The organism is Streptomyces sp. NPDC058291 (genome assembly GCF_042880855.1).
Classification (GTDB): domain Bacteria; phylum Actinomycetota; class Actinomycetes; order Streptomycetales; family Streptomycetaceae; genus Streptomyces.
In genome coordinates, this window is the sequence record NZ_JBHVYK010000023.1 from 32,392 (window position 1) to 55,119 (window position 22,728).

The window sequence follows — 22,728 nt, forward strand, 5'->3', positions numbered from 1 at the left end:
CCCCGCTTTCGGTGGACTTTCGCGCACCCGCGTTCCGCCGGTGGTGTGGCTCACGTGCGGAAAGTGGCGTGAAGGGACACTCGGGACGACCGGCGGCCGACCTCGGTCCTGCTACCCTGCGTCGTCAATCAACCACCAGCGGTAACTCCTAGGGGTGCGCGTGAAGGTCGTCTGTGTCGGCGGCGGGCCCGCCGGCCTGTATCTCTCCATCCTGCTCAAGCGGCAGGACCCGTCCCACGACGTCACCGTCCACGAACGCAACCCGGAGGGTTCGACCTACGGCTGGGGCGTCACCTACTGGCAGGGACTGCTCGACAAGCTCCGCGCCTGCGACCCGGAGTCGGCCCGGGCGATCGAGGAACACTCCGTGCGCTGGAGCGAGGGCGTCGCCCACGTCCGCGACCTGGCCACCCGTCAGCCCGGGGACGAGGGGCACGGCATCGGCCGGCACAAGCTGCTGGAACTGCTCGCCGCCCGCGCCCGCGCCCTCGGCGTGCGCCTGGAGTTCGAGAGCGAGATCACGGCCGAGGACCTGCCGGACGCCGACCTGGTGGTGGCCGGCGACGGAGTCCACAGCGCCCTGCGCACCCACTACGCGAAGGACTTCGGCGCCACGCTCACGCCGGGCCGCAACCGCTATGTCTGGCTCGGCACCACCAAGGTCTTCGACTCCTTCACCTTCGCCTTCGTGGAGACCGAGCACGGCTGGATCTGGTGCTACGGCTACCCCTTCAGCGACGCGCAGAGCACCTGCGTGATCGAGTGCGCGCCCGAGACCCTGGCCGGCCTCGGCCTCGACCGGGCGAGCGAGGCCGACACCCTCGCCGCCCTGGAGAAGCGCTTCGCGCACATCCTCGACGGCCATCCCCTCGTCGGCCGATCCGTCGCCGACGTCAGCTCGCCCTGGCTGACCTTCCGCACCCTCACCAACCGCACCTGGCGCCACGACCGCCTCGTCCTCCTCGGCGACGCCGCCCACACCACGCACTACTCGATCGGCGCCGGCACCACCCTGGCCCTCGAGGACGCCATCGCCCTGGCCGAGGCGCTGCGCCAGGGCCCGGACCTGCCCGGGGCGCTCGCCCGCTACGAACGGGTTCGCCAGGCCGCCCTGCTGCCCCCGCAGAGCGCCGCCCGCCACAGCGCCCAGTGGTACGAGAACCTGACCCGCTACATCCACCTCCCCCCGGAGCAGATGTTCGCGCTGCTCGGCCAGCGCCACTCGCCCCTGTTGCCCTACGTGCCGCCCCAGATGTACTACCGGCTCGACCGGGCCGCCGGGCGGCTGGAGGCCCTGCGCCGGTTCAAGCGCTGGCTGGGGCCGAAGCTGGCCCGCGGCGCGCACGCACGGTCGCTGTCCTCGCGCGACTGACCGGCCGGACCGCCCGCACCCGCGCAGACCGACCCAGGGTGGACGCCGACGCCCTGCTGGACGCCCCGCGGGGCGAACTGGGCCGGCACATGGTCCGGCACGTGCTGGTCAGCCGGCGCGAGCGCGGCGCCGACCCCGTGGTGCGCATCGCCTTAGCGCCCCTGCACGGCGAGCACGGCGACGTCCTGCGCGCCGACTTCCGCGCCCAGGTCACCGAGAAGCCGGCCGCCCGCCTGACCGGCCCCGACGCAGGGGTGCGCGCGGAGCTCGCCGTCGCCGCCCTGCTCGGCCTCGGCGTGAGGTTCGGCATCGCGCGAGGCCCCGCACTGCGGGCGATGCCGGTCGAGGACGTCGTCGACCGGTACGGCCCCACCGTGCAGGCGCACCTCGACGGCCGGGTCCCGGGGTTTCCGAGCGGACCGGCGGCCGGGAAGTGATCCGGGCGCGAGGCGCTCTCCCGGGGCCGTCCGCAGCCGCGCCGGGTGGCCCCGGATGACAGACTGACACCATGGAAGAGCGCGAATTCGGTAGGTCCGGTCAGCATGCGTCCGTCGTCGGTCTCGGCACCTGGCAGCTGGGCGCCGACTGGGGGGACGTCGACCACAAGGAGGCGTTGACCGTGCTGGAGGCGGCGGCCGAGTCGGGAGTGACCTTCTTCGACACCGCCGACGTCTACGGCGACGGGCGCAGCGAGCAGACCATCGCCGCGTTCCTCAGCGGCCGGCCGGACCTGCACGTGCTGGTCGCCACCAAGATGGGCCGCCGCGCGGACCAGGTCCCCGAGAACTACGTCCTGGACAACTTCCGCGCCTGGAACGACCGTTCCCGCCGCAACCTCGGCGTCGACCGGATCGACCTCGTGCAGCTGCACTGCCCGCCCACCCCGGTCTACTCCAGTGACGAGGTCTTCGACGCCCTCGACACCCTCGTCGAGGAGGAGCGCATCGCGGCCTACGGCGTCAGCGTGGAGACCTCCGCCGAGGCCCTCACCGCGATCGCCCGGCCGGGCGTGGCGAGCGTGCAGATCATCCTGAACCCGTTCCGCATGAAGCCCCTGTACGAGGTGCTCCCGGCGGCCCGTGAGGCCGGCGTCGGCATCATCGCCCGGGTCCCGCTCGCCTCGGGCCTGCTCTCCGGCAAGTACACCAAGGACACCGTCTTCCCGGAGAACGACCACCGCACCTACAACCGGCACGGCGAGGCCTTCGACCAGGGCGAGACCTTCTCCGGCGTCGACTACACCACCGGCGTCGAGGCCGCCGTCGAGTTCGCGGCCCTGGCCCCCGAGGGGTACACCCCGGCCCAGCTCGCGCTGCGCTGGATCATCCAGCAGCCCGGCGTGACCACGGTGATCCCGGGCGCCCGCTCACCCGAGCAGGCCCGCGCCAACGCGGCCGCCGCGAGGCTCCCCGAGCTCTCCGGGCAGACGCTGGCGGCCGTCCGCGACCTGTACGACCGGCGCATCAAGGAGCAGGTCGAGGGACGCTGGTAGACAATGCGCGGCGACCTGCGAAAACCGCCGCTCACGGGGTACCCGCGGTGAGGAGGGGGTCGAGGGACCACTCGCAACCGGGAGGACGGTAAAGGTGACGGACACGGCGACGAGCGCTGAGCGGCGCACGGGGCGCAACGAGACCGAGGAGGAGAGAGCCGACCGGATGTGGGGGGAGCTCATCCAGGAGATCCGCGTGGCCCAGACGGGCGTGCAGATCCTCTTCGGCTTCCTGCTGACCGTCGTGTTCACCCCGCGTTATGCCGATCTGCAGGCCATCGACCAGGTCATCTACATCGTGACCGTGGTGCTGGGCGCCTGCGCCACCGGCGCCCTCATAGGCCCCGTGTCCTTGCACCGCCTGGTCTCCGGGCGGCGGGTGAAGCCGCAGGCGGTGAAGGTGGCGTCCAGGCTGACCCTCGTCGGCCTGATCCTGCTGCTCGCCACCATGACCGCCTCCCTGCTGCTGATCCTGCGGGTGGCCACCCACGACGCCTTCGTGCCCTGGCTCGTCGCGGGCGTGGTCTCGTGGTACGGGCTGTGCTGGTTCGTGCTGCCCCTGTGGACCAGGCGCCGCTACACGACGAACTGACCCGGACGGCGACGCCCGGCCCCGGGACCGTCCTGCTCGCCCGCGCCCGCGGCCGGACTAACCGGCCGCGGGCGCGGCGTCCCGTGCGCCGGTGCCCTGCGCTCCGCGCAGCGCGGCGATGCAGCTGCCGATGGCCTGCTGGAGCTCCTCCAGCTGCTGCACCATGTCGTCCTCGTAGAACTCCTGCGCCTCGACGTCGTCGAAGGTCAGCTCCTCGAAGACCCTGGTCGCCCGCTGCAGGCTGCTGTAGAACTTCGTGCGCCGTTCCCGCACGCGCAGTTCGGGGTCGGCTTCGACCGTCTCCACGACCAGGCTCTTCATGGTGTCGTAGGCCTCGCTCGCCCACTCCGCGGAGCCCTCGTCGTCGTCGAGCTCGTCGAGCAGCGACAGGTGGCGCACGGCCTCCTGCCGCAGCTCGACGGGCGCGTCCACCGTCTGGCCCGCGGGCGTCTTGATCTGGCCGGACTCGGCGATCTGGCGCACGTACCCGATGCGGTCGGCGGAGCGGCTCTCGGAGGCCACGGCCTTCTTGAGGTCGTCGGTGCGCACGACGTCGCGGGCGAACTCGGTCTGCAGCTCCGGGTCCTCCTTGATGCGGTCCAGGAGGGCGGCGCGGGCCGCGCGGGCGGTCGAGGGGTCGGCGAGGATCGCGGCCCGCAGGGCGGTCGGGTTCTCCGCGACCTCCAGCGCCTTCGTCGGGCGGATGCCGGCGGCCTCGGCGGCCTCGGCGATCGCGGTCCCGCGTTCGGAGGCGGCGCTGGAACGCGAGACGTAGTAGGTCAGCCACACCTCGGCGTCCGGCAGCTCCACCTCCTGGCCCGGCGACAGCTCCTCGAAGTGCGGGACCAGGCCGTCGTCGGCGGCCCGGTCCCACGCCTTGTAGTACCGCATGACGCGCTCGGGGGAGCAGCCGGCCAGCTCCGCGAACTCCTTGGCCGACACCTTCGGCGTCCCGTCCGCGCTCTGCCCGCCCGGCCGGACGCTGCGGGCCACCATCAGGCCGAAGGCCCACCCGCCGGTCCGCGCGTAGACGCCGAACTCGCGTGCGTCGCGCGCCACCAGGTCCGACAGCGGCGCGGGGGGCGCGGCGGGCGCCTCGACGGACGCGGTGGCGGACGTCTCGGACAGGTCGGTCGCCAGGGTCACGGATGACTCTCCTTGCAGGCTGCTGGACATGGGATCGGCGCGGAGCAAGCGCCGACCGGCAGCCTATAGGGACCGTGGGCGATGCTTGCCGGACCCGCCCGCGGCCCACCGGTCCCTGTTCCCCGGCCCCTGCCGGCCACCCCCGGCCGCTCTGCGGCGGCGGGGGCGCGGGCGGCGTCGCCGCCTCAGCCGAAGGCCTCGCGCAGGGCGGGCAGCAGGGTCTTCTCCGACCACTCCAGGTACGCCGGCTGCGAGTCGCCGCCGATCTGCACCAGGGCGACCTCCGTGAACCCGGCCTCGGCGTACGGGCGTACGGCCTCGACGAAGTCGTCGGGGTCGTCCCCGCAGGGGATCGAGGCGGCGACGTCGTCGGGGGTGACGAACTGGGTCGCCCCCTCGAACGAGTCGGGGTGGGGCAGTTCGGAGTTCACCTTCCAGCCGTTGCCGAACCAGCGGAACTGGGCGTGCGCCCGCTTCACCGCCGCGTCCCGGTCCACGTCGTGGCAGACCGGCAGCTGTCCCACGCGCGGTTTGCCCTCGCCGCCGTGCCGGTCGAAGGACTCCAGCAGCCCGGGCTTCGGCTCCGTGGCGATCACCAGATCGGCCAGTCGGCCGGCGAGGGCGCACGAGCGTTCGCCCGAGACGGCGATCCCGATGGGCGGCGGCTCGTCGGGGAGGTCCCACAGCCGCGCCGAGTCCACGTCGAAGTGGGTGCCGTGCCGTGTGACGTGGCCGCCCTCGAACAGGGCGCGGATGATCTCCACGGCCTCTTCCAGCATCTCGTGTCGCACGTCCACCGAGGGCCAACCGCCGCCCACCACGTGCTCGTTGAGGTTCTCCCCGGAGCCGAGCCCCAGCCGGAAGCGCCCCTCGGAGAGCAGCTGCATCGTCGCGGCCTTCTGTGCCACCACCGCCGGGTGGTAGCGGAACGTCGGACAGGTCACGTACGTCATCAGCGGAATGCGCGACGTGGCCTGGGCGGCGGCCCCGAGCACACTCCACGCGTAGGGGGCGTGCGCCTGGGAGCGCAGCCACGGGAAGTAGTGGTCCGACGTCACCGAGAAGTCGAAACCCGCCTCCTCGGCCCGCACCACGTGGTCGACCAGGTCACGAGGGCCGGCCTGCTCGGTCATCATCGTGTATCCGATTCGCACCATGGGTCCCGAGTCCCCGGCAGCCGGGAAGGGAAACAGGCCGGCCCCCGCGACCGGAAACCCGTCGACCGCCGGGGTGCGCGCGGGGCAGGATGCGACCATGAGCGCCCGCCCCCTGCCTTCGAGCAGCGCCCACGCCCTGCCGTCGAGCACCCCGTCCGCCCAGGGCGTCGACGCCCTGGGCGTCCTCGCCTTCCTCGACGCCGTCGAGTCGGCCGAGCTCGTCGAGCCGCACAGCCTGATGATCCTGCGCCACGGACGGCTCGTCGCCTCCGGCTGGTGGGAGCCGTACGCGCCCGACCGGCTCCACCTGCTGTACTCGCTCAGCAAGAGCTTCACGTCCACGGCCGTCGGCTTCGCCGTCGCGGAGGGGCTGATCGGCCTCGACGACCCGGTCGTGTCGTACTTCCCGGAGTTCGAGGCGGACGTCACCGACCCGCGCAGCCGGGCGATGCTGGTGCGCCATGTGGCGTCGATGGCGAGCGGGCACGCGCAGGAGACCTACGACCGGGCGCACGCCCTCGACCCCGACGACCTCGTCCGGGGCTTCCTGCTGCTGCCGCCGGACCGTGAGCCGGGGAGCGTGTTCGCGTACAACCAGCCCGCCACCTACACGCTCGCCGCCATCGTGCAGCGCGTGACCGGCCAGTCGCTCACCGCCTATCTGCGGCCGCGTCTGCTGGACCCGCTCGGCTTCGGCGAGGTCGCCTGGCGGACCGACCGGTCCGGCCGCGAACTCGGCTTCAGCGGCCTGCACGGGACGACCGACGCGATCGCCCGGCTGGGGCAGTTCTCTCTGGACGAGGGGACGTGGCAGGGCCAGCGGCTGCTGTCCCGGGAGTGGATCGCCGAGGCCACGCGCGAGCACGTGCCGACGAACCCGGGAGCGCCGGACGGCGCGCAGCGCGGGGACTGGGACCGCGGCTACGGCTTCCAGTTCTGGCGCTCCCGGCACGGCTACCGCGGCGACGGGGCCTATGGACAGTTCTGCCTGGTCCTGCCAGAGCAGGACGCCGTGATCGCGACGACCGCGGCCGCGGGCGACATGCAGGCCCTGCTCACCCTCGTCTGGGAGCATCTGCTGCCCGCGTTCGGGCCGCGGCCGCTGACCGGCCGCGAGGAGGCCGACGCGGCCCTGGCCGAGCGTCTGGCGCGGCTCGCGCTGCCCCCGGCCCCCGGCGAGCCCGCTCCGCCGCAGGGGGCCGGAGCCTGGTCGGGCGCCGTGTTCGCCCCCGTCGCAGGGGTCTGCGCCGACCAGCCGGGACTGACCGGCGTCACGGTCGCCGAGGGAGCCGACGGCTGGACGCTGAGCCTGACGGAGGAGCAGGGCGACCTCCGGCTCGCGCTGCCCGCCACGGGCGGCTGGCGGGTGAGCGAGGAACCGGTGCCCACCGCGGTCGGCGGCGGCTGGACCGACGCCGGCACGCTCACCGTGCACGTCGCCTTCCTGGAGACCCCGCACCGCCTGCGGGTGACCTGCTCCCTGGCGGAGCGGACGTTCACCGCCCGCTGGGACACGGCGCCCCTGCACGGCGGCTCACTGCGCTCGCTGCGGGCGCCGGACCGCTCGTCCCGGTCGGACGGCTGAGACCAGCCGGCGACCGGCCCCGGTCGCTGAGACCAGCTAGGCGGCCGGGCTCGGCCGGAAGGTCTTCAGGAACGTGTCGAGGGCCTGCCGGTCGGCCTTCGTGTCCCAGTCCGCCGCGGGCGTCGTCCAGCGCAGCGAGAAGCTGCGGCCCCCGCCGAGCAGGAAACCGCGGCCGAAGGTCCGTTCCTGTCCGCCGTCGGCGTCGGCGACCCACTCCATGTCGGCGGCCTTGTAACCCAGGTACGTCGTCGCCCTGATCGCGCCGATCCTGCGGAAACCGTCGTCCTTCTTCAGGTTCGGCTCGACGTCGTCGCGCCAGACGGCGACCGGGTCGGGTCCGGCGCTCTCGCTGTAGGTCACCGCGAGGGTGCGCGGATCGCCGGGCGCGCCGAAGGTGACGCGGTACGCGTGGTCGGCGCCCCGCGCCGTCTCCAGCCGTTTCCATCCCGCGGGCAGGGCGACCGAGAAGCCCTCGGGCGCCCGGTAGACGCCGAACCCCTCGGGGAGGGCGGTCGCGGTGGGGGAGGGCGGAGCGCCCGCCGACGCGCTCGCGGACGGGCGGGCCGGCGCGGCCGGGCTCGCGGCCGTCGGCGGCGGGGTGGGAGTGGGCGTCGGGGCGGGCGTCGCGGAGCCTCTGTCGCCCGGGTCCTCGCCGGGCGCCGAGGCGGAGGCCGACGGCCGGGCCTGCGGCCCTCCCGCCGACGTGTCGTCGCCGTCGGGCGACTGGTGGGTCACGACGAGGGCGGCGACCGCCACGGTGACGACGGCCAGCGCGGTCCCGGCCGCCACGGCGCGGCCGCTCCACCGCGGACCCACGTGCCGGGCGGCGGCGCAGACGCGCCGCAGCCGGGGGGCGGGCAGGAGGGAGTGCGGGTCGTCGTCCAGCACCCGGGTGAGTGACTGGCGTACGACCGTGCGGGTCAGCCGTTCCCGGGAGTCCTTGCGCAGCAGCCCCAGTACCGTCGGGGTGAGGGGACCCGCCCGCAGGGGGGTGCGCAGCGGCAGCCGGTCCACGCCCTTCAGCGTGGTCTCGGGCCGGTCCCGGTCCCGGTAGGGCGGCCGCCCCTCGACCATCGTGTACAGGATCGCCCCCAGCGCCCACAGGTCGGCCGCCGGGCCGATGCGCTCGTCGCGCGCCTGCTCGGGAGAGGCGTACGACGGCGCGGCCACGCGCGGGGCGAGCGTCGCGCCCGCCAGCCCGAAACCGGTGAGGACGAGGGGGCCCTGGCTGCGCAGGAACACCTGGCCGGGGCTCAGCTCGCCGTGGGTGATCCCCTCGCCGTGCGCGACCTCCAGGACGTCCAGCAGTTGCAGCCCGATCGCCGCGGCCCGCGCGGGGGCGAACGAGCCCTTCTGCGCCATGAGCTGGCCGAGCGGCAGGCCGTCGATCCACTCGGTGACGGTCCACAGGGACCCCGCCTCCTCCACGGCGTCGACGACCGCGGCGATCCGGCCCGGGCACAGCCGCGCCATCGTCTCCGACATGCCCAGCACCCGGTCGGCGGCCTGGCGCGCCTTCTCCTCGCCCTGTTCGGCGGGCAGCCCGATCCTGGTGACCAGGCACGGGCGGGCCGCCCCGGTGTCCTCGACGTACTCGCCGTACCAGCTGACGCGGTTCGTCTCCCGGTGGACGACGTCGAGCAGCCGGTACCTCCCGGCGACCAACTCGTGCGTGGAGACGTGCGTCTTGACCATGGTCATCCCTCGCTGAGCCGCTGGTATTCACCTTTCCCAGTGGTACGACCGGCGCGAGGGGGTTCGTTCAATTGATCCGCAACTCCGGCGCGATTGCTGTCTTTCATTCAAGAAATCCGGGCGTTCGACCGTATGCGTGTGCGAGAAAAAAGGAAAGGGCGGAGCCCGTCGTGGGTGTGTCCTGCGGTGTGACCAGCGGTAAACAGACCCGTCCGGGACCATTGAGGGTCCCGCGAACGGCCTTCTCGGCCCCGGCCCATTACCGTCCGCGGCTCTTCGGAGGGGTTTTTTGCAATCCCGTCGGAGTCCCCGCGTCGGAGTCCCCGCGTCGGAGTCCCCGCGCCGGAGTCCCCGTGTCAGAGTCCCCCCGCCGCTGCGGTTCAGCCCGTCGGGCCGGCCTCCGGTGCGATCAGGCGCTCCCGGTAGGCGATCGCCACCGCCTCCGTGCGGCTTGCCGCGCCCACCTTGGCGAGGATGTTGGAGACGTGGACGCTCGCCGTCTTGCCGGTGATGAAGAGCTCCTCGCCGATCTGCCGGTTGCTGCGGCCGAGGGCGAGCAGGCGCAGGACCTCCCGCTCGCGGGCCGTCAGGGCGGTCGAACGGTCCCGGGCGGTGGGCCGGCCGTCGGCCCGGCGAGCGCGCCCGATCACGGCGTCCGCCCGCTCCACCAGGGGCCCGGCGCCCAGCCGTGCGGCCGTCTCCCGGGCGGCCCGGGCCTCGGCGGCCGCCTCCTCGTGCCGGTCCGCCGCGAGCAGGGCCTGCGCGTAGCGCAGTCGGCAGCGGGCGAGTTCGTATGCGTCGCCGTAGCCGAACGCCTCCACCGTCCTCGCCCAGGCGTCCGCGTCCGGTCCGGTGGCGGCCCAGGCGGACTCGGCCTCGGCCCGGGCCAGCCAGGCGCGCCCCTCGGGGCCCTGCGGCACCCCTGTCTGGCCGTGCACGGTCACCTCCCGCGCGGATTCCAGGAGTTCGGCCGCGACGGCGGACCAGTGGCGGGCCGCTTCGTGGTCACCGCCGCGCCGGGCCGCTTCGGCGGTGTCGGCCACGGCGCTGAGGGCCAGCGCGGTGAGCCGGACGGTCGCGTCCGGGCGGCTGCCCGCTTCGTCCGTCAAGGACTCGATCGAGGACCGCAGCCGGGCCACCGCCGCCTCCGCGTCGCCGCTCAGCGCCGCCGCGTCGGTCAGGACGATGCCCGCGACGAGCGCCGCCATCCAGTCGTGGCGTCCCTCGACGAGGGCATGGGCCCGGTCGACGGCGCCGCGCTCGCCGCGCGCGAGCCCGACGTACAGGGTGGGGCCGATGGCGAACCCGCCCGACGCCGGGAGCACCGCCAGGTCGTCGGCGGCCGTGCGCAGGCACTCGTCCCACCGGCCCAGGGTGTAGAGCACCAGCAGCTGCAGATAGCGCATCTCCAGCGGATACGGCGAGGACAGCAGACCCGCCCGCCGGGCCCGGTCCAGGCCCTCGGCCAGCCAGGGCAGGCACTGCGCCGGCTCCCCGGCCTCGTAGGCGCCGATGGCCAGGGAGAACAGGGCCCGCATCTCCACCGGGGCGTTGCCGCCGCGCCGGGCCAGTTCCCGTGCCGCCTTCAGCCGGGCCCGGCCCTCGGGGGAGCGACGGCCGCCGCCCTCCAGGTTGGCCAGCGACACCAGCAGATCGGCGCGGGCATCGGTCAGTTCGAGCCGCTCGGCGACGTCCAGGGCCTGCCGGGCGACCCGCAGGGCGGTGGCCACGTCGCCCACCTGACGTGCCGCCAGGACGTGGGTGGCGGCGGCCCACACCCACGTCGGCGACGGCGGTTCGGCCGGGATCATCGCCAGCGCCTCGCTGCTGTAGGCGAACGCGGCCTGCAGACGGTCGACACCCATGAGGGTGCCGGCCAGCGTGTAACGCACGCGCGCGGCGAGCTCGGAGTCGGCGTCCTGGCCGACGCCCGCGAGCGCGGCCCGGGTCAGGGAGACCGCCCGGTGGGCCTCGCCGGCGTGCGCGGCCGCCGCCGAGGCGCGCAGCGTCAGCGTGACCCGGTCGCCTCCCTCGCCGGACGGCAGGGCGGCGGCGGGCGCCGAGTCCCACAGGTCGAGAACGGCTTCCAGATGGTGGAGTTCCTCGGCGGGCGCCCCGACGCGCCGGGCGTGGTCGGCGGCCTCCAGGGAGGCGGCGAGCGCCTCGCCCAGGTCGTGGCTCTCACGGTAGTGGTGGGCGCGCTCCGCGGCGGTCTCGGCGCGGCGCCCCCGGCCGGCCAGCAGCCGGGCGAACGCGCCGTGCAGACGCGATCTCTCCCCCGGAAGCAGATCGGCGTAGACCGCCTCGCGCGCGAGGGCGTGCCGGAACGCGTACGCGCCGTCGTCCCCCGCGACGAGCAACTGCCGGCCGATCGCCTCCCGCAGAGCCGACTCCAGCTCCTCCTCGGGCAGTCCCACCGCCTCCCGCAGCAGGTCGTGGTCGACACGGCGGCCGGCGACGGCGGCGGTGCGCAGCACCTGCTGGGCGGTTTCGGGGAGTTGCTCGACCCGGATGAGCAACAGGTCCGCCAGCCCGCTGGGCATGCCGCCGGCCTCGGTGTCCCGGGCCGCCAGCAGCTCCTCCGCGTAGAAGGCGTTGCCCTCCGCTCGGTCCACGATCCGGCGCACCGCCGCCTCCGGCAGCGGACGGTCCTGCAGGGCGCGCACCAGACGGGCCACGTCGGCGTCCGCCAGCGGGCGCAGCTCCAGCCGGTCCACGGCCGGCAGCCGCACCAGCTCGGCCAGCAGCGGGCGGAACGGGTGGCGGCGGTGCAGGTCGTCCGCGCGGTAGGAGGCCAGGACCGCCAGCCGGTGCCCCGACCCGTCGCCCGTGGGGCGTTGCAGGAACCCCCGGCTCAGAAGGAACCGCAACAGGTCGCGCGAGGACGGGTCGGCCCAGTGCAGGTCCTCCAGGACGAGGAGCAGCGGGGTGACCTCGGAGAGGTCGGCGAACAGCGACGCCATGCCCTCCAGCAGCCGCAGCCGCCCCCCGCCGCTGTCCGGGCGGGCCGGCGCGCCCGCGTCGTCCGGCGCGGCGTGCGTGCCCGTGCCGAGCAGCCGGTCGACCACCGGGTGAGCGGCGAGGACGGCGGCGAACCGCCCGTCCGCGGCGAGCAGGCCCAGGATCTCCGTGAACGGCAGATACGGCAGGCCCACGTCGCCCAGGTCCACGCAGTGCCCGGTGAGCACGGTCATGCCGGCGCGCGCGGCGCGCCCCGCCATCTCGTTGAGCACCCGGGTCTTGCCCACGCCGGCGTCCCCGGCGATCAGCACCGCGCGCGCCTCACCGCCCCGGGCGCGCTCCAGCACGCCGGAGAGCCGGGCGAGCTCCTCTTCCCGGGCGATGAACGGAGTGGCGGACACGGTCTGCGGCACGGCCCCATCCTGGCACGCGCCGCCGACGACGCGGCCCGCGACCAGGAACGGAGCCTCCGGAGGCCGCCCGCGTCGTCAACGGCGCAGTGAGCGCGCCCAGTCCGCGGGCACCCGGCCGGCCGGTCCCGGCGTCGGCTGCTCGGCGGGGTGGCTGACCGGAGGGGCGAGCTCCGGCCCGGACTCGTAGAGCTCGTCGGCGGAGTAGTCCCAGAACCACCCCTCGCCCGGCTCGTAGCTGCGCACCAGGGGATGCCCGGTCGCCTTGTAGTGGGCGGTGGCGTGCTGGGAGGGGGAGGAGTCGCAGCAGCCCACGTGCCCGCAGCTCGCGCAGCGCCGCAGATGGAACCACCAGCCGCCGCTCGCGTCGCAGTCTGCGCAGCCCGCGCCGCTGGGCGGGACGCTCGGGTCGATGGGGTCGGCGTCGGTCATACGGGCTCCTCGGCGTTCGCGGGGTCGTCGTGGGCGTTCTCGGGGTCGGGGGCGGTCAGCGGCAGCAGCACCTGGAAGCGGGTGTCGCCCGGCGCGGACTCCACGTGCAGGCTGCCGTGGTGCTTGTTGACGATGATCCGCCAGGAGATGTCCAGGCCGAGGCCGGTGCCCTCGCCGACCGGCTTGGTGGTGAAGAACGGGTCGAAGATCCGCTCGCGGATGTCCGGCGGGATGCCGGGCCCGGTGTCGCGGAACTCCACCAGCAGCCGGTCGTCCTCGCGGGCCGTCCGCACGGTCAGCGTGCCCTCCCCGCCGGTGCTGTCGACGGCGAAGACGGCGTTGTCGACCAGGTTCGTCCACACCTGGTTCAGCTCGGCCGGGTAGGCCGGGATCGCCGGGAGGGTGCGGTCGTAGTCCTTGACGACCTCGATGCGCGGGCCGATCTTGCCGGAGAGCATCAGCAGGGTGGAGTCGAGCAGTTCGTGCACGTCGACGACCCGGTAGGGGGCACGGTCGAGCTGCGAGTACTGCTTGGCGGCGTCGACGAGATGGGAGATGCGGTTGGTGGAGTCGTCGATCTCGTCCATCAGCAGCTCGGTCTCGACCGTGTAGTTGAGCCAGCCGACCGCGCTGGGCAGGATGTCCGGCTCGACGGCGGCCGCCACCTGTTCGAGCCAGTCCACGTCGAGCCCGGCCTGGACGAACGTCGGGGCGATCCGCCAGCCCTCCGGGATGTCGTGGTCGTCGAGCCAGTCGGCGAGGGCGTCCTCCCGGTCGGAGGCCTCCAGGGGGCTCAGCACCGGAGCCTTGGCGACCAGTTCGGCCGTGCGTTCCTGGATCTCGATCAGCCGGGCGAGGGCTTCCGGGTCGTACGCGCCGGACGCGATGACGCCCAGCTTGTGCCGCATCTTCCCCACCCGCTCGCGCAGCGTGGCGGTGGCCCGCACCGCCGCCGCGGCCGGGTTGTTCAGCTCGTGGGTGAGACCGGCCGACAACGAGCCCAGGGCCAGCAGGCGTTCGCGCTGGCCGATCGCCCGCTGGGTGTTCTTCGAGCCGAAGAACAGCCCCTCCAGCAGGTGGGCCGCCATCGGGAACCACTCCCGCATGACGGACGAGAACGACTCGGCGGGCAGCACGAAGAACCGCGTCGGCTCGGTGACCCGCATCGAGTTGTTGTAGACCTGCGGCACCCGGTCGCCCAGGTAGGCCTGCATGGCCCCGGCGTACACCCCGCGCTGGGAGGTGCGGCTGACCTCGACGTCGTCCGCGCCGACCCGGCGGTACAGCACGACCGTGCCTTCGAGCATCACGTAGAAGCAGGTCGCCGGATCGCCCTCGGTGTAGACCGGGCCCGGCTCGAACCGCTCCACCCGGCCTTCGCTGCACAGCCGTCCCAGCTGTTCGGGGGAGAGCTTCTCGAACAGGAACAGCGAGCTGATCTCACCCGGGCTGCACGGCATCGGCTGCCCGCTCATGACTGCTCCAGGTAGCGGTGGACGAGCATCACGGCCATGGCTCCCTCTCCGACGGCGGACGCGACGCGCTTGGCGGACTCCGCGCGCGCGTCGCCCGCCACGAACACGCCCGGGATGTTGGTCTCCAGGTGGTACGGCGGCCGGTCGAGCTCCCAGGCCGCCGGGGGTCGCCCGTCCGGCGTGAGGTCGGGGCCGGCGAGGATGAAGCCGCGCTCGTCGCGCAGCACCGTGCCGTCCAGCCAGTCGGTCAGCGGGGCCGCGCCGATGAACACGAACATCCACTGCGCGTCGACGAGTTCGGTCTGCCCGCTCGCCACGTCGCGCAGGGTCAGCTGCTCCAGTCGGCCGTCCCCGTGCGCGGCCTCGACGACGGTGCCGGGGCGCACCGAGATGTTGGGCGCCTCCTCGATCTGCTGGATCAGGTAGTACGACATCGACGCCGTCAGCGACTCCCCGCGCACCAGCAGCGTCACCGACTTGGCGCCTCTGGCCAGGTACATCGCGGCCTGACCGGCCGAGTTGGCGCCGCCGACGATGTACACGTCGTGCCCCTGGCAGGAGGTCGCCTCGGTCAGCGCGGACCCGTAGTACACCCCGCAGCCCGTCAGGTCGTCGCAGCCCGGGGCGGCCAACTGCCGGTAGGACACCCCGGTCGCGAGGATCACGCTGTGCGCGGCGACCGCCGAGCCGTCGGAGAACCGCACGACCCGCGCGGATCCGTTGACCTCCAGTCCCGTCACCTCGCGCGCGGTGAGGATCTCGGCGCCGAACTTCGTCGCCTGGCGCCGCGCCCGGTCGGTGAGCTGGGCCCCGGACACGCCGTCGGGGAAGCCCAGGTAGTTCTCGATGCGCGAGCTCTGCCCGGCCTGTCCGCCGGTCGCCGACCGCTCCACGAGCACCGTGCGCAGCCCCTCGGAGGCCCCGTACACGGCCGCGCCGAGTCCGGCCGGTCCGCCGCCGATCACCACGAGGTCGTAGAAGTCGGCGGTGGGTGTGGTCGCCAGCCCCACGCGGGCGGCCAGTTCGGGCGCGTCCGGCTCGACCAGGGCCGTTCCGTCGGCGGTGACGACCAGCGGCAGCCGCTGCCCGTCCACGCCGGCCGCCGCGAGCAGACGCTGTCCCTCCGGCTCGTCGGCGGAGTACCAGCGGTAGGGCACCTGGTTGCGGGCCAGGAACTCCCGCACCTCGGAGGAGCGCGCCGACCAGCGGTGTCCGACGACCTTCGTGGCCGGCACGGGCCGGTGGTCGCTGGAGCGCCAGGCCTCCAGCAGGTCGTCCAGGACCGGGTAGAGCTTCTCCTCCGGCGGGTCCCAGGGCTTGAGCAGATAGTGGTCGAGGTCGACGACGTTGATCGCGTCGATCGCCGCGCTGGTGTCCGCGTAGGCGGTCAGCAGCACGCGCCGGGCGCCGGGGTACACGTCCAGGGCCTGTTCGAGGAACTCGATGCCGTTCATCTGCGGCATCCGGTAGTCGGCCAGGATGACGGCCACCAGGTCGCCGCGGAGTTTCAGTTCGCGCAGGGCGTCCAGCGCGGACTCCCCGGACTCGGCCCGCACGATCCGGTACGAGGCGCCGTAGCGGCGTCTGAGGTCACGGGCGACGGCGCGGGATACCCCCGGATCGTCGTCCACGGTCAGGATGACGGTCCGCGCGGTGTCGGCGGCCTGTGCCATACGTCTCCCACCCCGAGAGGGTCATTGCTCGTGGCGGCGCGGCGAACCCCGCGCCGGCTCCGCCCATCGTATGTTCGATCGCCTCCGTCCGCTCCGGCATGCCGGCGGACCGTGCGCTCTCGGCACAGGCCCGGGCGCAGCCCGTTAAGACGGCTGCCGCGCTCCCAGCACGCAGAACTCGTTGCCCTCGGGATCGGCCAGCACCACCCACGGCGCCTCGCCCTGCCCGACGTCCGTGCGACGGGCGCCCAGGGACAGCAGGCGGGTCACCTCGGCCCGCTGGTCGTCGGGGCGGAAGTCCAGGTGGAGCCGGTTCTTCACGGTCTTCGCCTCCGGCACGCGCACGAAGAGCAGGCCGGGCAGCCGGTCCGGTCGTGGTCGGATCTCGTACTCGTCGGCCGAGTCGCCCACCACCGTCCAGCCGAGGGCCGCGGCCCACCAGCGTCCCAGCGCCACCGGGTCGGCCGCGTCGACGACCGTCTGCTCCCACTCCAGAGTCATGTCGGCAGCGTAGTGAAGACTGGCCCCCGACGGATGTGACGGCGACACGAGGAGGCGGCGGGGATGACGGGCCCGATCACGGCAGGGGTCGACGGGACGGACGAGAGCCTCGCGGCGCTCGCCTGGGCGGCCCGCGAGGCCGTCCGGCGCGACCTGGCGCTGCGGGTGGTGCACGCCTGGCGGTTCCAGCCGAACGCGGTGGCCGACGTGGCGGACCGCGACGCGCAGGAGCGATGGGTGCGCGACGCGGTCGAGCGGGCCGTGGCGACGGTGGCCGAGCGGCACCCCGCGCTGAGCGTCACCGCCGACGTCGAGGAGGGCGGCCCGGTGGAGTCGCTGGTCGCGGCCGCGGCCGGGGCGGAACTGCTGGTGCTCGGCTCGCGCGGGCACGGAGCGATCGTCGGGTTCCTGCTGGGCTCGGTCGGCCGGCAGGTGATCGCCGAGGCCGCGCGCCCGGTCGTGCTGGTGCGGGCGAGCGACCGCCCGTCGTCCGAGGTGGCCGGGCACGAGATCGTCGTCGGTCAGCAGGGCGAACCCGAGGACAGCGCGCCGGCCCTGCGCTTCGCGTTCGAGACCGCGGCCGCGCGGGGCGCGGGCGTGCGGGCGGTGCGGGCCTGGACGCTGCCCCCGGTGTTCGCCTACAGCCCCGGCTCGCTCAAGCTCCTCGACGAGGCGGGCGGTCTGGAGCCGTACGAGCAGAAGGCGCTGGCCGAGGCGCTGCAGCCGTGGCGGGAGCGGTTCCCGGACGTGCCGGTGGTGGAACACGTGGAGATGGGCAGCGCGGGCGAGGTGCTGCTGTCGGTCGCCGGACGGGCGCAGCTGCTGGTGGTCGGCCGCCGCGCCCACCGCACGGCGGTGGGCGCCCGGATCGGCTCCGTGGCGCACGGCGTCCTGCATCACGCGGACTGCCCGGTCGCCGTCGTGCCCCACGACTGACCTGTCCCGCGGCCGGCCCCCCGCGCGCTTTCGGCCCGCGGCGGGGTCACTGCGGAAGGGTCGGCTCCAGGGTCTCGCGCGCCCTGGGCAGGATGTTCTCGATGTAGTCCTCGACCACGGTGGCGAGCGCGATGTCGTGCTGCGCCCGCTCCGACAGGTACCAGCGGTGCTCCAGGAGCTCGTGGTAGATCTCCGCGGAGTCCATGGAGCCGCGCAGTTCGAGCGGCACCGCCCGCACGGTGGGCCGGAAGACGTCCCGCACCCAGCGGTGCGCCAGCACTTCCGGGCGGGCCGCGAGCGGGTCGCCCGGGGCATAGTCGTCCTGGGTGGCCATCCAGCTCTCCAGGTCGCTCAGCAGCCGTCGGGCCTGGTTCTCCTCGGTGTCCAGGCCCGTCAGGCGCAGTAGCTGCCGCTGGTGGTGGCCCGCGTCGACGACCTTCGGCACGAAGGTGACCGTGTCGCCGTTGGCGGAGTGCTCGATCTGCATCTCGGCGACGTCGAAGCCGAGCTCGTTGAGCCGGCGGATCCGGCGCTCGATGTAGTGGTACTTGCCCGCCGGGTAGACCGAGGTGCGGGTCAGCTCCTGCCACAGCGCCCCGTAACGGGCGCAGATCTCCATGCCGAAGTCGATCGGGTCCACGGAGGGGTGCAGCGCCCCGGAGGCCTCCAGGTCGAGCAGTTCGCCGCTGATGTTGACGCGGGCCAGGTCGAGATCGTACTCGCGCTGGCCGGTGCTCAGCTGCGGGTGCAGGTCGCCGGTCTCGGCGTCCACGAGATAGGCGGCGTAGGCCCCCGCGTCCCGGCGGAACAGCGTGTTGGACAGCGAGCAGTCGCCCCAGGCGAACCCGGCCAGGTGCAGTCGCACCAGCAGCACGGCGAGGGCGTCCATCAGCCGGTGCATGGTCGCCGGCCGCATCGTCGTCTCGAACATCGAGCGGTACGGCATCGAACCGCCCAGGTGTCGGGTGACCAGCACTGATTCCAGCGGTGCGCCGTCGCCGTCGGTGCGGCCGGTGACCACGGCCAGCGGGTCGACGGCGGGGATGCCGATCCGGTCGAGATCGCGCAGCAGCTCGTACTCGCGCAGCGCGGGCCGCTCGGCGAGCTCCTTGACGGCGATCACCTCGTCGCCGGCCTGGGCGTAGCGCACCACGTGACGGGAGATGCCGCGCGGCAGCGGGACCAGGACCTCCTCGGGCCACTCCTCCAGGGGCAGGTGCCAGGGCAGTTCCAGCAGAAGTGCCGGGTGCTCCGGATTGGTGGCGCTGATCTGCAAAGCCATGGCCTGACCTTAGACGGCGCGTTCGCGGGCCTGCTGGGCCGCCGCCCGCACGGGCCCCTGGTGGAGCGGGCCGTGCCCGGGCAGCAGCAGTTCGCCCGTCAGCCCCGCGATCACGTCCAGGGACGCGACCGCGCGGGCGCGCTCGTGGTGGAACATGTCCGGCAGCAGCTGCGGGCCGCGGACGCGCGACGTCGGGTGGCCGCTGACCAGCGCGTCGCCGGAGACGACGATCCCGCGGTCCGGGAGGTGGTAGACGGTGTGTCCGTCGGTGTGACCCGGGGTGTGCACGGGGACCGGCCGGCCGGGCAGGTCGAGCGGGCCCTCGGTGGCCGGGAACGCCTCGGGTGCGGTGACCGGGTGCTGTTCGGTGCCGCCCGAGCGCAGCGCGTGCACCATCCACGGCAGCACACCGGGCCGCCAGGCGTTGCGCAGCACCTCGCCGACGGTCACCTGCTGGAGGAACTCGCGGCGGGCGTGCGGCACTTCGGCCTCGTGCAGGTACACCGGGACGCCGTAGGCCGAGCGCAGGTGCTCGGCGGAGCCCAGGTGGTCGTTGTGGGCGTGCGTGAGGAGTACGGCGGTGACCGCCTCCGGTGAAGCGCCCACGGCGGCGAGGGAGTCGAGGACCAGGTCACGGTCTCCCGGATAGCCGGTGTCGATGAGCGTGACCGCGTCGCCGTCCGTGAGGATCACCCAGTTGGTGTCGCTGCCGTGCACCAGGTAGGCGCCGTCCGCCACTTGCCGTACGTCTGCCCGCATGACCGTCCCGTGTCCCTCGCGAGGTGCTCGACGGGGACAGCAAAGCAGACCGCCGCGGAGGGGCGGAGGGCGGGGCTCCGCGCGCGGGGCCGCGGACCGGGTCGCCGCGCGCGGCTCAGCGCACTCCGCGCGGACGGAACTGCACGCTGATGCGCGGTCCGGCGGCGCGGGTGGACTTGGGGACGCAGTGTTCCCAGGTGCGCTGGCAGGAGCCGCCCATCACGATCAGGTCGCCGTGCCCGAGTGGGCGGCGCACCGTCCCGCCGCCGCCCATCGGGCGCAGCAGCAAGTCGCGGGGGGAGCCCACGGAGAGGATCGCGACCATGGTGTCGACCCGGGCGCCGCGGCCGATCCGGTCGCCGTGCCAGGCGACGCTGTCCCGGCCGTCGCGGTAGTGGCACAGGCCGGCGGTGACGAACGGCTCGCCCAGCTCGTCGGCGTAGTGCGCGGACAGCGTCCCGCGGGCCTCGTCCAGCACGGGGTGGGGCAGACGCTCGTCCGCTCCGTAGAACGCCAGCAGGCGCGGCACGTCGACGACGCTGTCGTACATCGTGCGGCGCTCGGCGTGCCAGGGAACCTCCGCCGCCAGGTGTTCGAACAGCGCGTCCGAGCCGGTGAGCCAGCCCGGCAGCACGTCGATCCAGGCGTCCGCGCCGAGCGCGGTGCGGCGGAGTCCGTCCAGCGGGCCGAGGCGCAGATCGTCGGCCTGGTCGAAGAGGGAGCCCTGGAGGTGGTGCGCGGTCATGGGTCCAGCCTACGCCCTATTCGAAAATGTGTTCGTGACCCCTGACGCGCACCCGCGGTCCGACCCTTTCGATACATCGATGTATCGGATACATTCGCGTATCGAACGGAGGTCCGACCATGGTCGTCAGGCAGACGGAGCCGACGGTGCGCGTCACCCGGCGGCGGGCCCGCACCCGCGCCAACCTGCTCGACGCCGCCTTCGCCGTGTTCGCCGCCAAGGGCTTCGGCCGGGTCTCCATCGAGGAGGTCTGCGACGCCGCCGGCTACAGCAGAGGCGCCTTCTACTCCAACTTCGCCAGCCTGGACGAACTGTTCTTCGCGCTCTACCAGGAGCGCGCCGACGTCATCGCCCACCAGGTCGCCGACGCCCTCGCCGGCGACGGGCCCGACCTCGCGGTGCCGGCCTCCGTGGACCGGGTCACCGAGGTGCTCCTCCTCGATCTCGACTGGCTTCTGGTGAAGACGGACTTCCTGGTGCACGCCGCCCGTGACCCCGCCGTCGCCCAGACCCTGCTGGAGCACCGGACCAGGCTGCGCGGCGCGATCGCCGACCGGCTGGCCCGGGCGCGCGGCCACACCCCGCTGCCCGCCGTCCTCGGCGACGCCGACTCCGCCGCCCACGCGGTGGTCGCCGCCTACGACGGGGTCACCACCCAACTGCTGCTGGACAAGGACGTGGACCGCGCCCGCAGCTGGCTGAAGCAACTCCTCACCGCGCTGCTGACCGACGGCAGCACCCCTCCCGGATGTGCCGAATGAGAAAGGCAACCCTCGCCATGGACGCGGATGTCATCGTCGTCGGAGCGGGCCTCGCGGGCCTCGTAGCGGCGCACGAACTCACCAGCAGGGGCAGACGGGTCGCCCTCGTCGACCAGGAGAACGCCGCCAACCTCGGCGGCCAGGCGTTCTGGTCCTTCGGCGGACTGTTCCTCGTCGACAGCCCGGAGCAGCGCCGGCTCGGCGTCAAGGACTCCTTCGACCTCGCCTGGAGCGACTGGCAGGGCAGCGCCGGCTTCGACCGGACCGAGGACGAGGACTCCTGGGCGGTGCGCTGGGCGCGCGCCTACGTGGAGTGGGCGGCGGGGGAGAAGCGCACCTGGCTCGCCGGGCACGGGATCTCCTTCGTGCCGACGGTCGGCTGGGCCGAGCGCGGCGACCTGCGCGCCGACGGCCACGGGAACTCGGTGCCCCGCTTCCACGTCGCCTGGGGGACGGGCACGGGCGTCGTCGAACCGTTCGTCCGCTACGCCCGGCAGGCGGCGAAGGACGGCCTGCTGACCTTCTACCACCGGCACCGCGTCGACGCGCTGGTGCTGACGGACGGCGCCGCGCGCGGGGTGCGCGGCACCGTCCTCGCACCCGACGACTCGGCACGCGGCGTCGCCTCCAACCGCGATCCGATCGGCGAGTTCGAGCTGACCGCGCAGGCCGTGGTCGTCACCAGCGGCGGCATCGGCGCCAACCACGAGATGGTCCGCCGCTACTGGCCCGAGCGGCTCGGCACCCCGCCCGCCGAGATGGTCACGGGCGTTCCCGCCTACGTCGACGGCCGGATGCTCGACATCAGCGCCGAGGCCGGCGTCCGCCTCGTCAACCGCGACCGCATGTGGCACTACACCGAGGGCATCCGCAACTGGGACTCCGTCTGGCCCGGCCACGGCATCCGCATCCTGCCCGGCCCGTCCTCGATGTGGTTCGACGCGCTCGGCCGCCGGCTGCCCGACCCCTGCCTGCCCGGCTACGACACCCTCGGCACCCTCGCGCACCTGCGGACCACCGAGGACATCGCCGGGCACGACCACTCCTGGTTCGTCCTCACCCGCAGAATCGTCGAGAAGGAGTTCGCGCTGTCGGGCTCCGAGCAGAACCCGGACATCACCGCCAAGGACCGCAAGGCCGTCCTGCGCGACCGGATCCTCGGCAAGGGCGCCCCGGCGCCGGTGCGGGCGTTCCTCGACCACGGCGCGGACTTCGTCATCGCCGACACCCTGGACACGCTGGTCGAGAAGATGAACGGGCTCACCGAGAAGGCGCTGCTCGACGTCGACACCCTGCGCCGCCAGATCCAGGCCCGCGACCTGCAGCTGGCCAACCCGTACAGCAAGGACGCCCAGGTCCAGGGCATCCGCAACGCCCGCCGCTACATCGGCGACCGGCTCGGCCGCGTCGCCACCCCGCACCGCGTCCTCGACCCCGAGGCCGGCCCGCTGATCGCGGTCAAGCTGCACGTCCTCACCCGCAAGACGCTCGGCGGCATCCAGACCGACCTCGACTCACGGGCCCTGGGCGCCGACGGGCAGCCGGTCGAGGGCCTGTACGCGGCCGGCGAGGTCGCCGGCTTCGGCGGCGGCGGCGTCCACGGCTACAACGCGCTGGAAGGCACCTTCCTCGGCGGCTGCCTCTTCTCCGGGCGGGCGGCCGGGCGAGCGGCGGCCCGGCAGACGGGCTGACGGACTGACGGGTCGACGGGGGCTGACGGGTCGCCGGGCCGACGGGGGGCTGACGGGTCGACG

Annotated in this window: 18 protein-coding genes and 1 pseudogene; 8 read left to right on the top strand and 11 right to left on the bottom strand. The window is 73.8% G+C overall.

Translation table 11 applies throughout. From position 1 onward, the window contains the following. Positions 1-154 precede the first annotated feature (154 nt). The 4 genes and pseudogenes from ACFVYK_RS14565 (at position 155) to ACFVYK_RS14580 (ending at position 3,456) form a co-directional block, all read left to right on the top strand. Positions 155-1,372, top strand: a complete 1,218-nt coding sequence (locus tag ACFVYK_RS14565; protein ID WP_389773134.1) for an FAD-dependent monooxygenase — start codon at positions 155-157, stop codon at positions 1,370-1,372. A gap of 41 nt (positions 1,373-1,413) precedes the next feature. Next, positions 1,414-1,809 (top strand): annotated as a pseudogene (locus ACFVYK_RS14570) (TetR/AcrR family transcriptional regulator); the annotation flags it as partial. 71 nt (positions 1,810-1,880) lie between these two features. Next, complete coding sequence (locus ACFVYK_RS14575; protein WP_389773136.1) at positions 1,881-2,864, top strand: aldo/keto reductase; 984 nt, start codon at positions 1,881-1,883, stop codon at positions 2,862-2,864. 166 nt (positions 2,865-3,030) lie between these two features. Then, positions 3,031-3,456 (top strand): DUF6328 family protein, encoded by a 426-nt coding sequence (locus tag ACFVYK_RS14580; RefSeq protein ID WP_389773273.1) that lies wholly within the window; start codon positions 3,031-3,033, stop codon positions 3,454-3,456. A 57-nt stretch (positions 3,457-3,513) separates the two neighbouring features. Here ACFVYK_RS14580 and ACFVYK_RS14585 read toward each other — a convergent pair whose 3' ends face one another. Both ACFVYK_RS14585 and ACFVYK_RS14590 read right to left on the bottom strand, forming a co-directional pair. After that, the gene (locus tag ACFVYK_RS14585) at positions 3,514-4,602 is read right to left on the bottom strand and encodes a hypothetical protein (RefSeq protein WP_389773139.1); all 1,089 of its coding nucleotides are present in this window, start codon (positions 4,600-4,602) and stop codon (positions 3,514-3,516) included. A 185-nt stretch (positions 4,603-4,787) separates the two neighbouring features. Beyond that, a complete protein-coding gene (locus ACFVYK_RS14590) occupies positions 4,788-5,759 on the bottom strand; it encodes an LLM class F420-dependent oxidoreductase (RefSeq protein WP_389773141.1) in 972 nt (323 codons plus the stop codon). A 97-nt stretch (positions 5,760-5,856) separates the two neighbouring features. Between ACFVYK_RS14590 and ACFVYK_RS14595 the strand changes: the two genes are divergently transcribed. After that, complete coding sequence (locus tag ACFVYK_RS14595) at positions 5,857-7,344, top strand: serine hydrolase domain-containing protein (RefSeq protein ID WP_389773142.1); 1,488 nt, start codon at positions 5,857-5,859, stop codon at positions 7,342-7,344. Positions 7,345-7,380: 36 nt separating this feature from the next. Here ACFVYK_RS14595 and ACFVYK_RS14600 read toward each other — a convergent pair whose 3' ends face one another. The 6 genes from ACFVYK_RS14600 to ACFVYK_RS14625 all read right to left on the bottom strand — a co-directional run bounded on the left by ACFVYK_RS14600 (position 7,381) and on the right by ACFVYK_RS14625 (position 16,491). Continuing rightward, complete coding sequence (locus ACFVYK_RS14600; protein ID WP_389773145.1) at positions 7,381-9,045, bottom strand: serine/threonine protein kinase; 1,665 nt, start codon at positions 9,043-9,045, stop codon at positions 7,381-7,383. A gap of 374 nt (positions 9,046-9,419) precedes the next feature. Then, a complete protein-coding gene (locus ACFVYK_RS14605) occupies positions 9,420-12,413 on the bottom strand; it encodes an AAA family ATPase (RefSeq protein ID WP_389773147.1) in 2,994 nt (997 codons plus the stop codon). 75 nt (positions 12,414-12,488) lie between these two features. Next, complete coding sequence (locus tag ACFVYK_RS14610; RefSeq protein WP_389773150.1) at positions 12,489-12,842, bottom strand: UBP-type zinc finger domain-containing protein; 354 nt, start codon at positions 12,840-12,842, stop codon at positions 12,489-12,491. Next, positions 12,839-14,317, bottom strand: a complete 1,479-nt coding sequence (locus ACFVYK_RS14615) for an ATP-binding protein (protein ID WP_389773153.1) — start codon at positions 14,315-14,317, stop codon at positions 12,839-12,841. The genes ACFVYK_RS14610 and ACFVYK_RS14615 overlap by 4 nt, the downstream gene beginning before the upstream one ends. Then, positions 14,314-15,990, bottom strand: a complete 1,677-nt coding sequence (locus tag ACFVYK_RS14620) for an FAD-dependent oxidoreductase (RefSeq protein WP_389773155.1) — start codon at positions 15,988-15,990, stop codon at positions 14,314-14,316. Before ACFVYK_RS14620 ends, ACFVYK_RS14615 begins: the two co-directional genes overlap by 4 nt. A gap of 144 nt (positions 15,991-16,134) precedes the next feature. Then, entirely contained in the window at positions 16,135-16,491 is a 357-nt protein-coding gene (locus ACFVYK_RS14625) for a VOC family protein (RefSeq protein WP_389773157.1), read from the bottom strand. 63 nt (positions 16,492-16,554) lie between these two features. Here ACFVYK_RS14625 and ACFVYK_RS14630 point away from each other — a divergent pair, with 63 nt between their 5' ends. Further along, complete coding sequence (locus tag ACFVYK_RS14630; protein ID WP_389773160.1) at positions 16,555-17,427, top strand: universal stress protein; 873 nt, start codon at positions 16,555-16,557, stop codon at positions 17,425-17,427. Positions 17,428-17,473: 46 nt separating this feature from the next. Here ACFVYK_RS14630 and ACFVYK_RS14635 read toward each other — a convergent pair whose 3' ends face one another. From ACFVYK_RS14635 to ACFVYK_RS14645, 3 genes are all read right to left on the bottom strand, one after another. Further along, positions 17,474-18,709 (bottom strand): DUF4032 domain-containing protein, encoded by a 1,236-nt coding sequence (locus ACFVYK_RS14635; protein ID WP_389773163.1) that lies wholly within the window; start codon positions 18,707-18,709, stop codon positions 17,474-17,476. 9 nt (positions 18,710-18,718) lie between these two features. Further along, a complete protein-coding gene (locus ACFVYK_RS14640; protein ID WP_389773165.1) occupies positions 18,719-19,468 on the bottom strand; it encodes an MBL fold metallo-hydrolase in 750 nt (249 codons plus the stop codon). A gap of 115 nt (positions 19,469-19,583) precedes the next feature. Continuing rightward, positions 19,584-20,213 carry an alpha-ketoglutarate-dependent dioxygenase AlkB gene (locus ACFVYK_RS14645; RefSeq protein WP_389773168.1) on the bottom strand — a complete coding sequence of 210 codons (630 nt, stop codon included), beginning with the start codon at positions 20,211-20,213 and terminating at the stop codon, positions 19,584-19,586. A gap of 119 nt (positions 20,214-20,332) precedes the next feature. Between ACFVYK_RS14645 and ACFVYK_RS14650 the strand changes: the two genes are divergently transcribed. Together ACFVYK_RS14650 and ACFVYK_RS14655 are read left to right on the top strand one after the other, a co-directional pair. Continuing rightward, on the top strand, positions 20,333-20,974 hold the full coding sequence (locus ACFVYK_RS14650; protein WP_389773171.1) for a TetR/AcrR family transcriptional regulator: 642 nt from the start codon (positions 20,333-20,335) through the stop codon (positions 20,972-20,974). Between the two features lie 17 nt (positions 20,975-20,991). Continuing rightward, the gene (locus ACFVYK_RS14655; protein ID WP_389773276.1) at positions 20,992-22,665 is read left to right on the top strand and encodes an FAD-binding dehydrogenase; all 1,674 of its coding nucleotides are present in this window, start codon (positions 20,992-20,994) and stop codon (positions 22,663-22,665) included. The last annotated feature ends 63 nt before the right edge of the window (positions 22,666-22,728 follow it).

Bases quoted from the DNA above. Each gene is read 5' to 3' on its own strand.
- ACFVYK_RS14575 (WP_389773136.1), top strand. From the start codon at position 1,881: ATGGAAGAGCGCGAATTCGGTAGGTCCGGTCAGCATGCGTCCGTCGTC.
- ACFVYK_RS14580 (WP_389773273.1), top strand. From the start codon at position 3,031: ATGTGGGGGGAGCTCATCCAGGAGATCCGCGTGGCCCAGACGGGCGTG.
- ACFVYK_RS14590 (WP_389773141.1), bottom strand. From the start codon at position 5,759: ATGGTGCGAATCGGATACACGATGATGACCGAGCAGGCCGGCCCTCGT.
- ACFVYK_RS14595 (WP_389773142.1), top strand. From the start codon at position 5,857: ATGAGCGCCCGCCCCCTGCCTTCGAGCAGCGCCCACGCCCTGCCGTCG.
- ACFVYK_RS14600 (WP_389773145.1), bottom strand. From the start codon at position 9,045: ATGACCATGGTCAAGACGCACGTCTCCACGCACGAGTTGGTCGCCGGG.
- ACFVYK_RS14610 (WP_389773150.1), bottom strand. From the start codon at position 12,842: ATGACCGACGCCGACCCCATCGACCCGAGCGTCCCGCCCAGCGGCGCG.
- ACFVYK_RS14615 (WP_389773153.1), bottom strand. From the start codon at position 14,317: ATGAGCGGGCAGCCGATGCCGTGCAGCCCGGGTGAGATCAGCTCGCTG.
- ACFVYK_RS14620 (WP_389773155.1), bottom strand. From the start codon at position 15,990: ATGGCACAGGCCGCCGACACCGCGCGGACCGTCATCCTGACCGTGGAC.
- ACFVYK_RS14625 (WP_389773157.1), bottom strand. From the start codon at position 16,491: ATGACTCTGGAGTGGGAGCAGACGGTCGTCGACGCGGCCGACCCGGTG.
- ACFVYK_RS14630 (WP_389773160.1), top strand. From the start codon at position 16,555: ATGACGGGCCCGATCACGGCAGGGGTCGACGGGACGGACGAGAGCCTC.
- ACFVYK_RS14635 (WP_389773163.1), bottom strand. From the start codon at position 18,709: ATGGCTTTGCAGATCAGCGCCACCAATCCGGAGCACCCGGCACTTCTG.
- ACFVYK_RS14640 (WP_389773165.1), bottom strand. From the start codon at position 19,468: ATGCGGGCAGACGTACGGCAAGTGGCGGACGGCGCCTACCTGGTGCAC.
- ACFVYK_RS14645 (WP_389773168.1), bottom strand. From the start codon at position 20,213: ATGACCGCGCACCACCTCCAGGGCTCCCTCTTCGACCAGGCCGACGAT.
- ACFVYK_RS14650 (WP_389773171.1), top strand. From the start codon at position 20,333: ATGGTCGTCAGGCAGACGGAGCCGACGGTGCGCGTCACCCGGCGGCGG.
- ACFVYK_RS14655 (WP_389773276.1), top strand. From the start codon at position 20,992: ATGGACGCGGATGTCATCGTCGTCGGAGCGGGCCTCGCGGGCCTCGTA.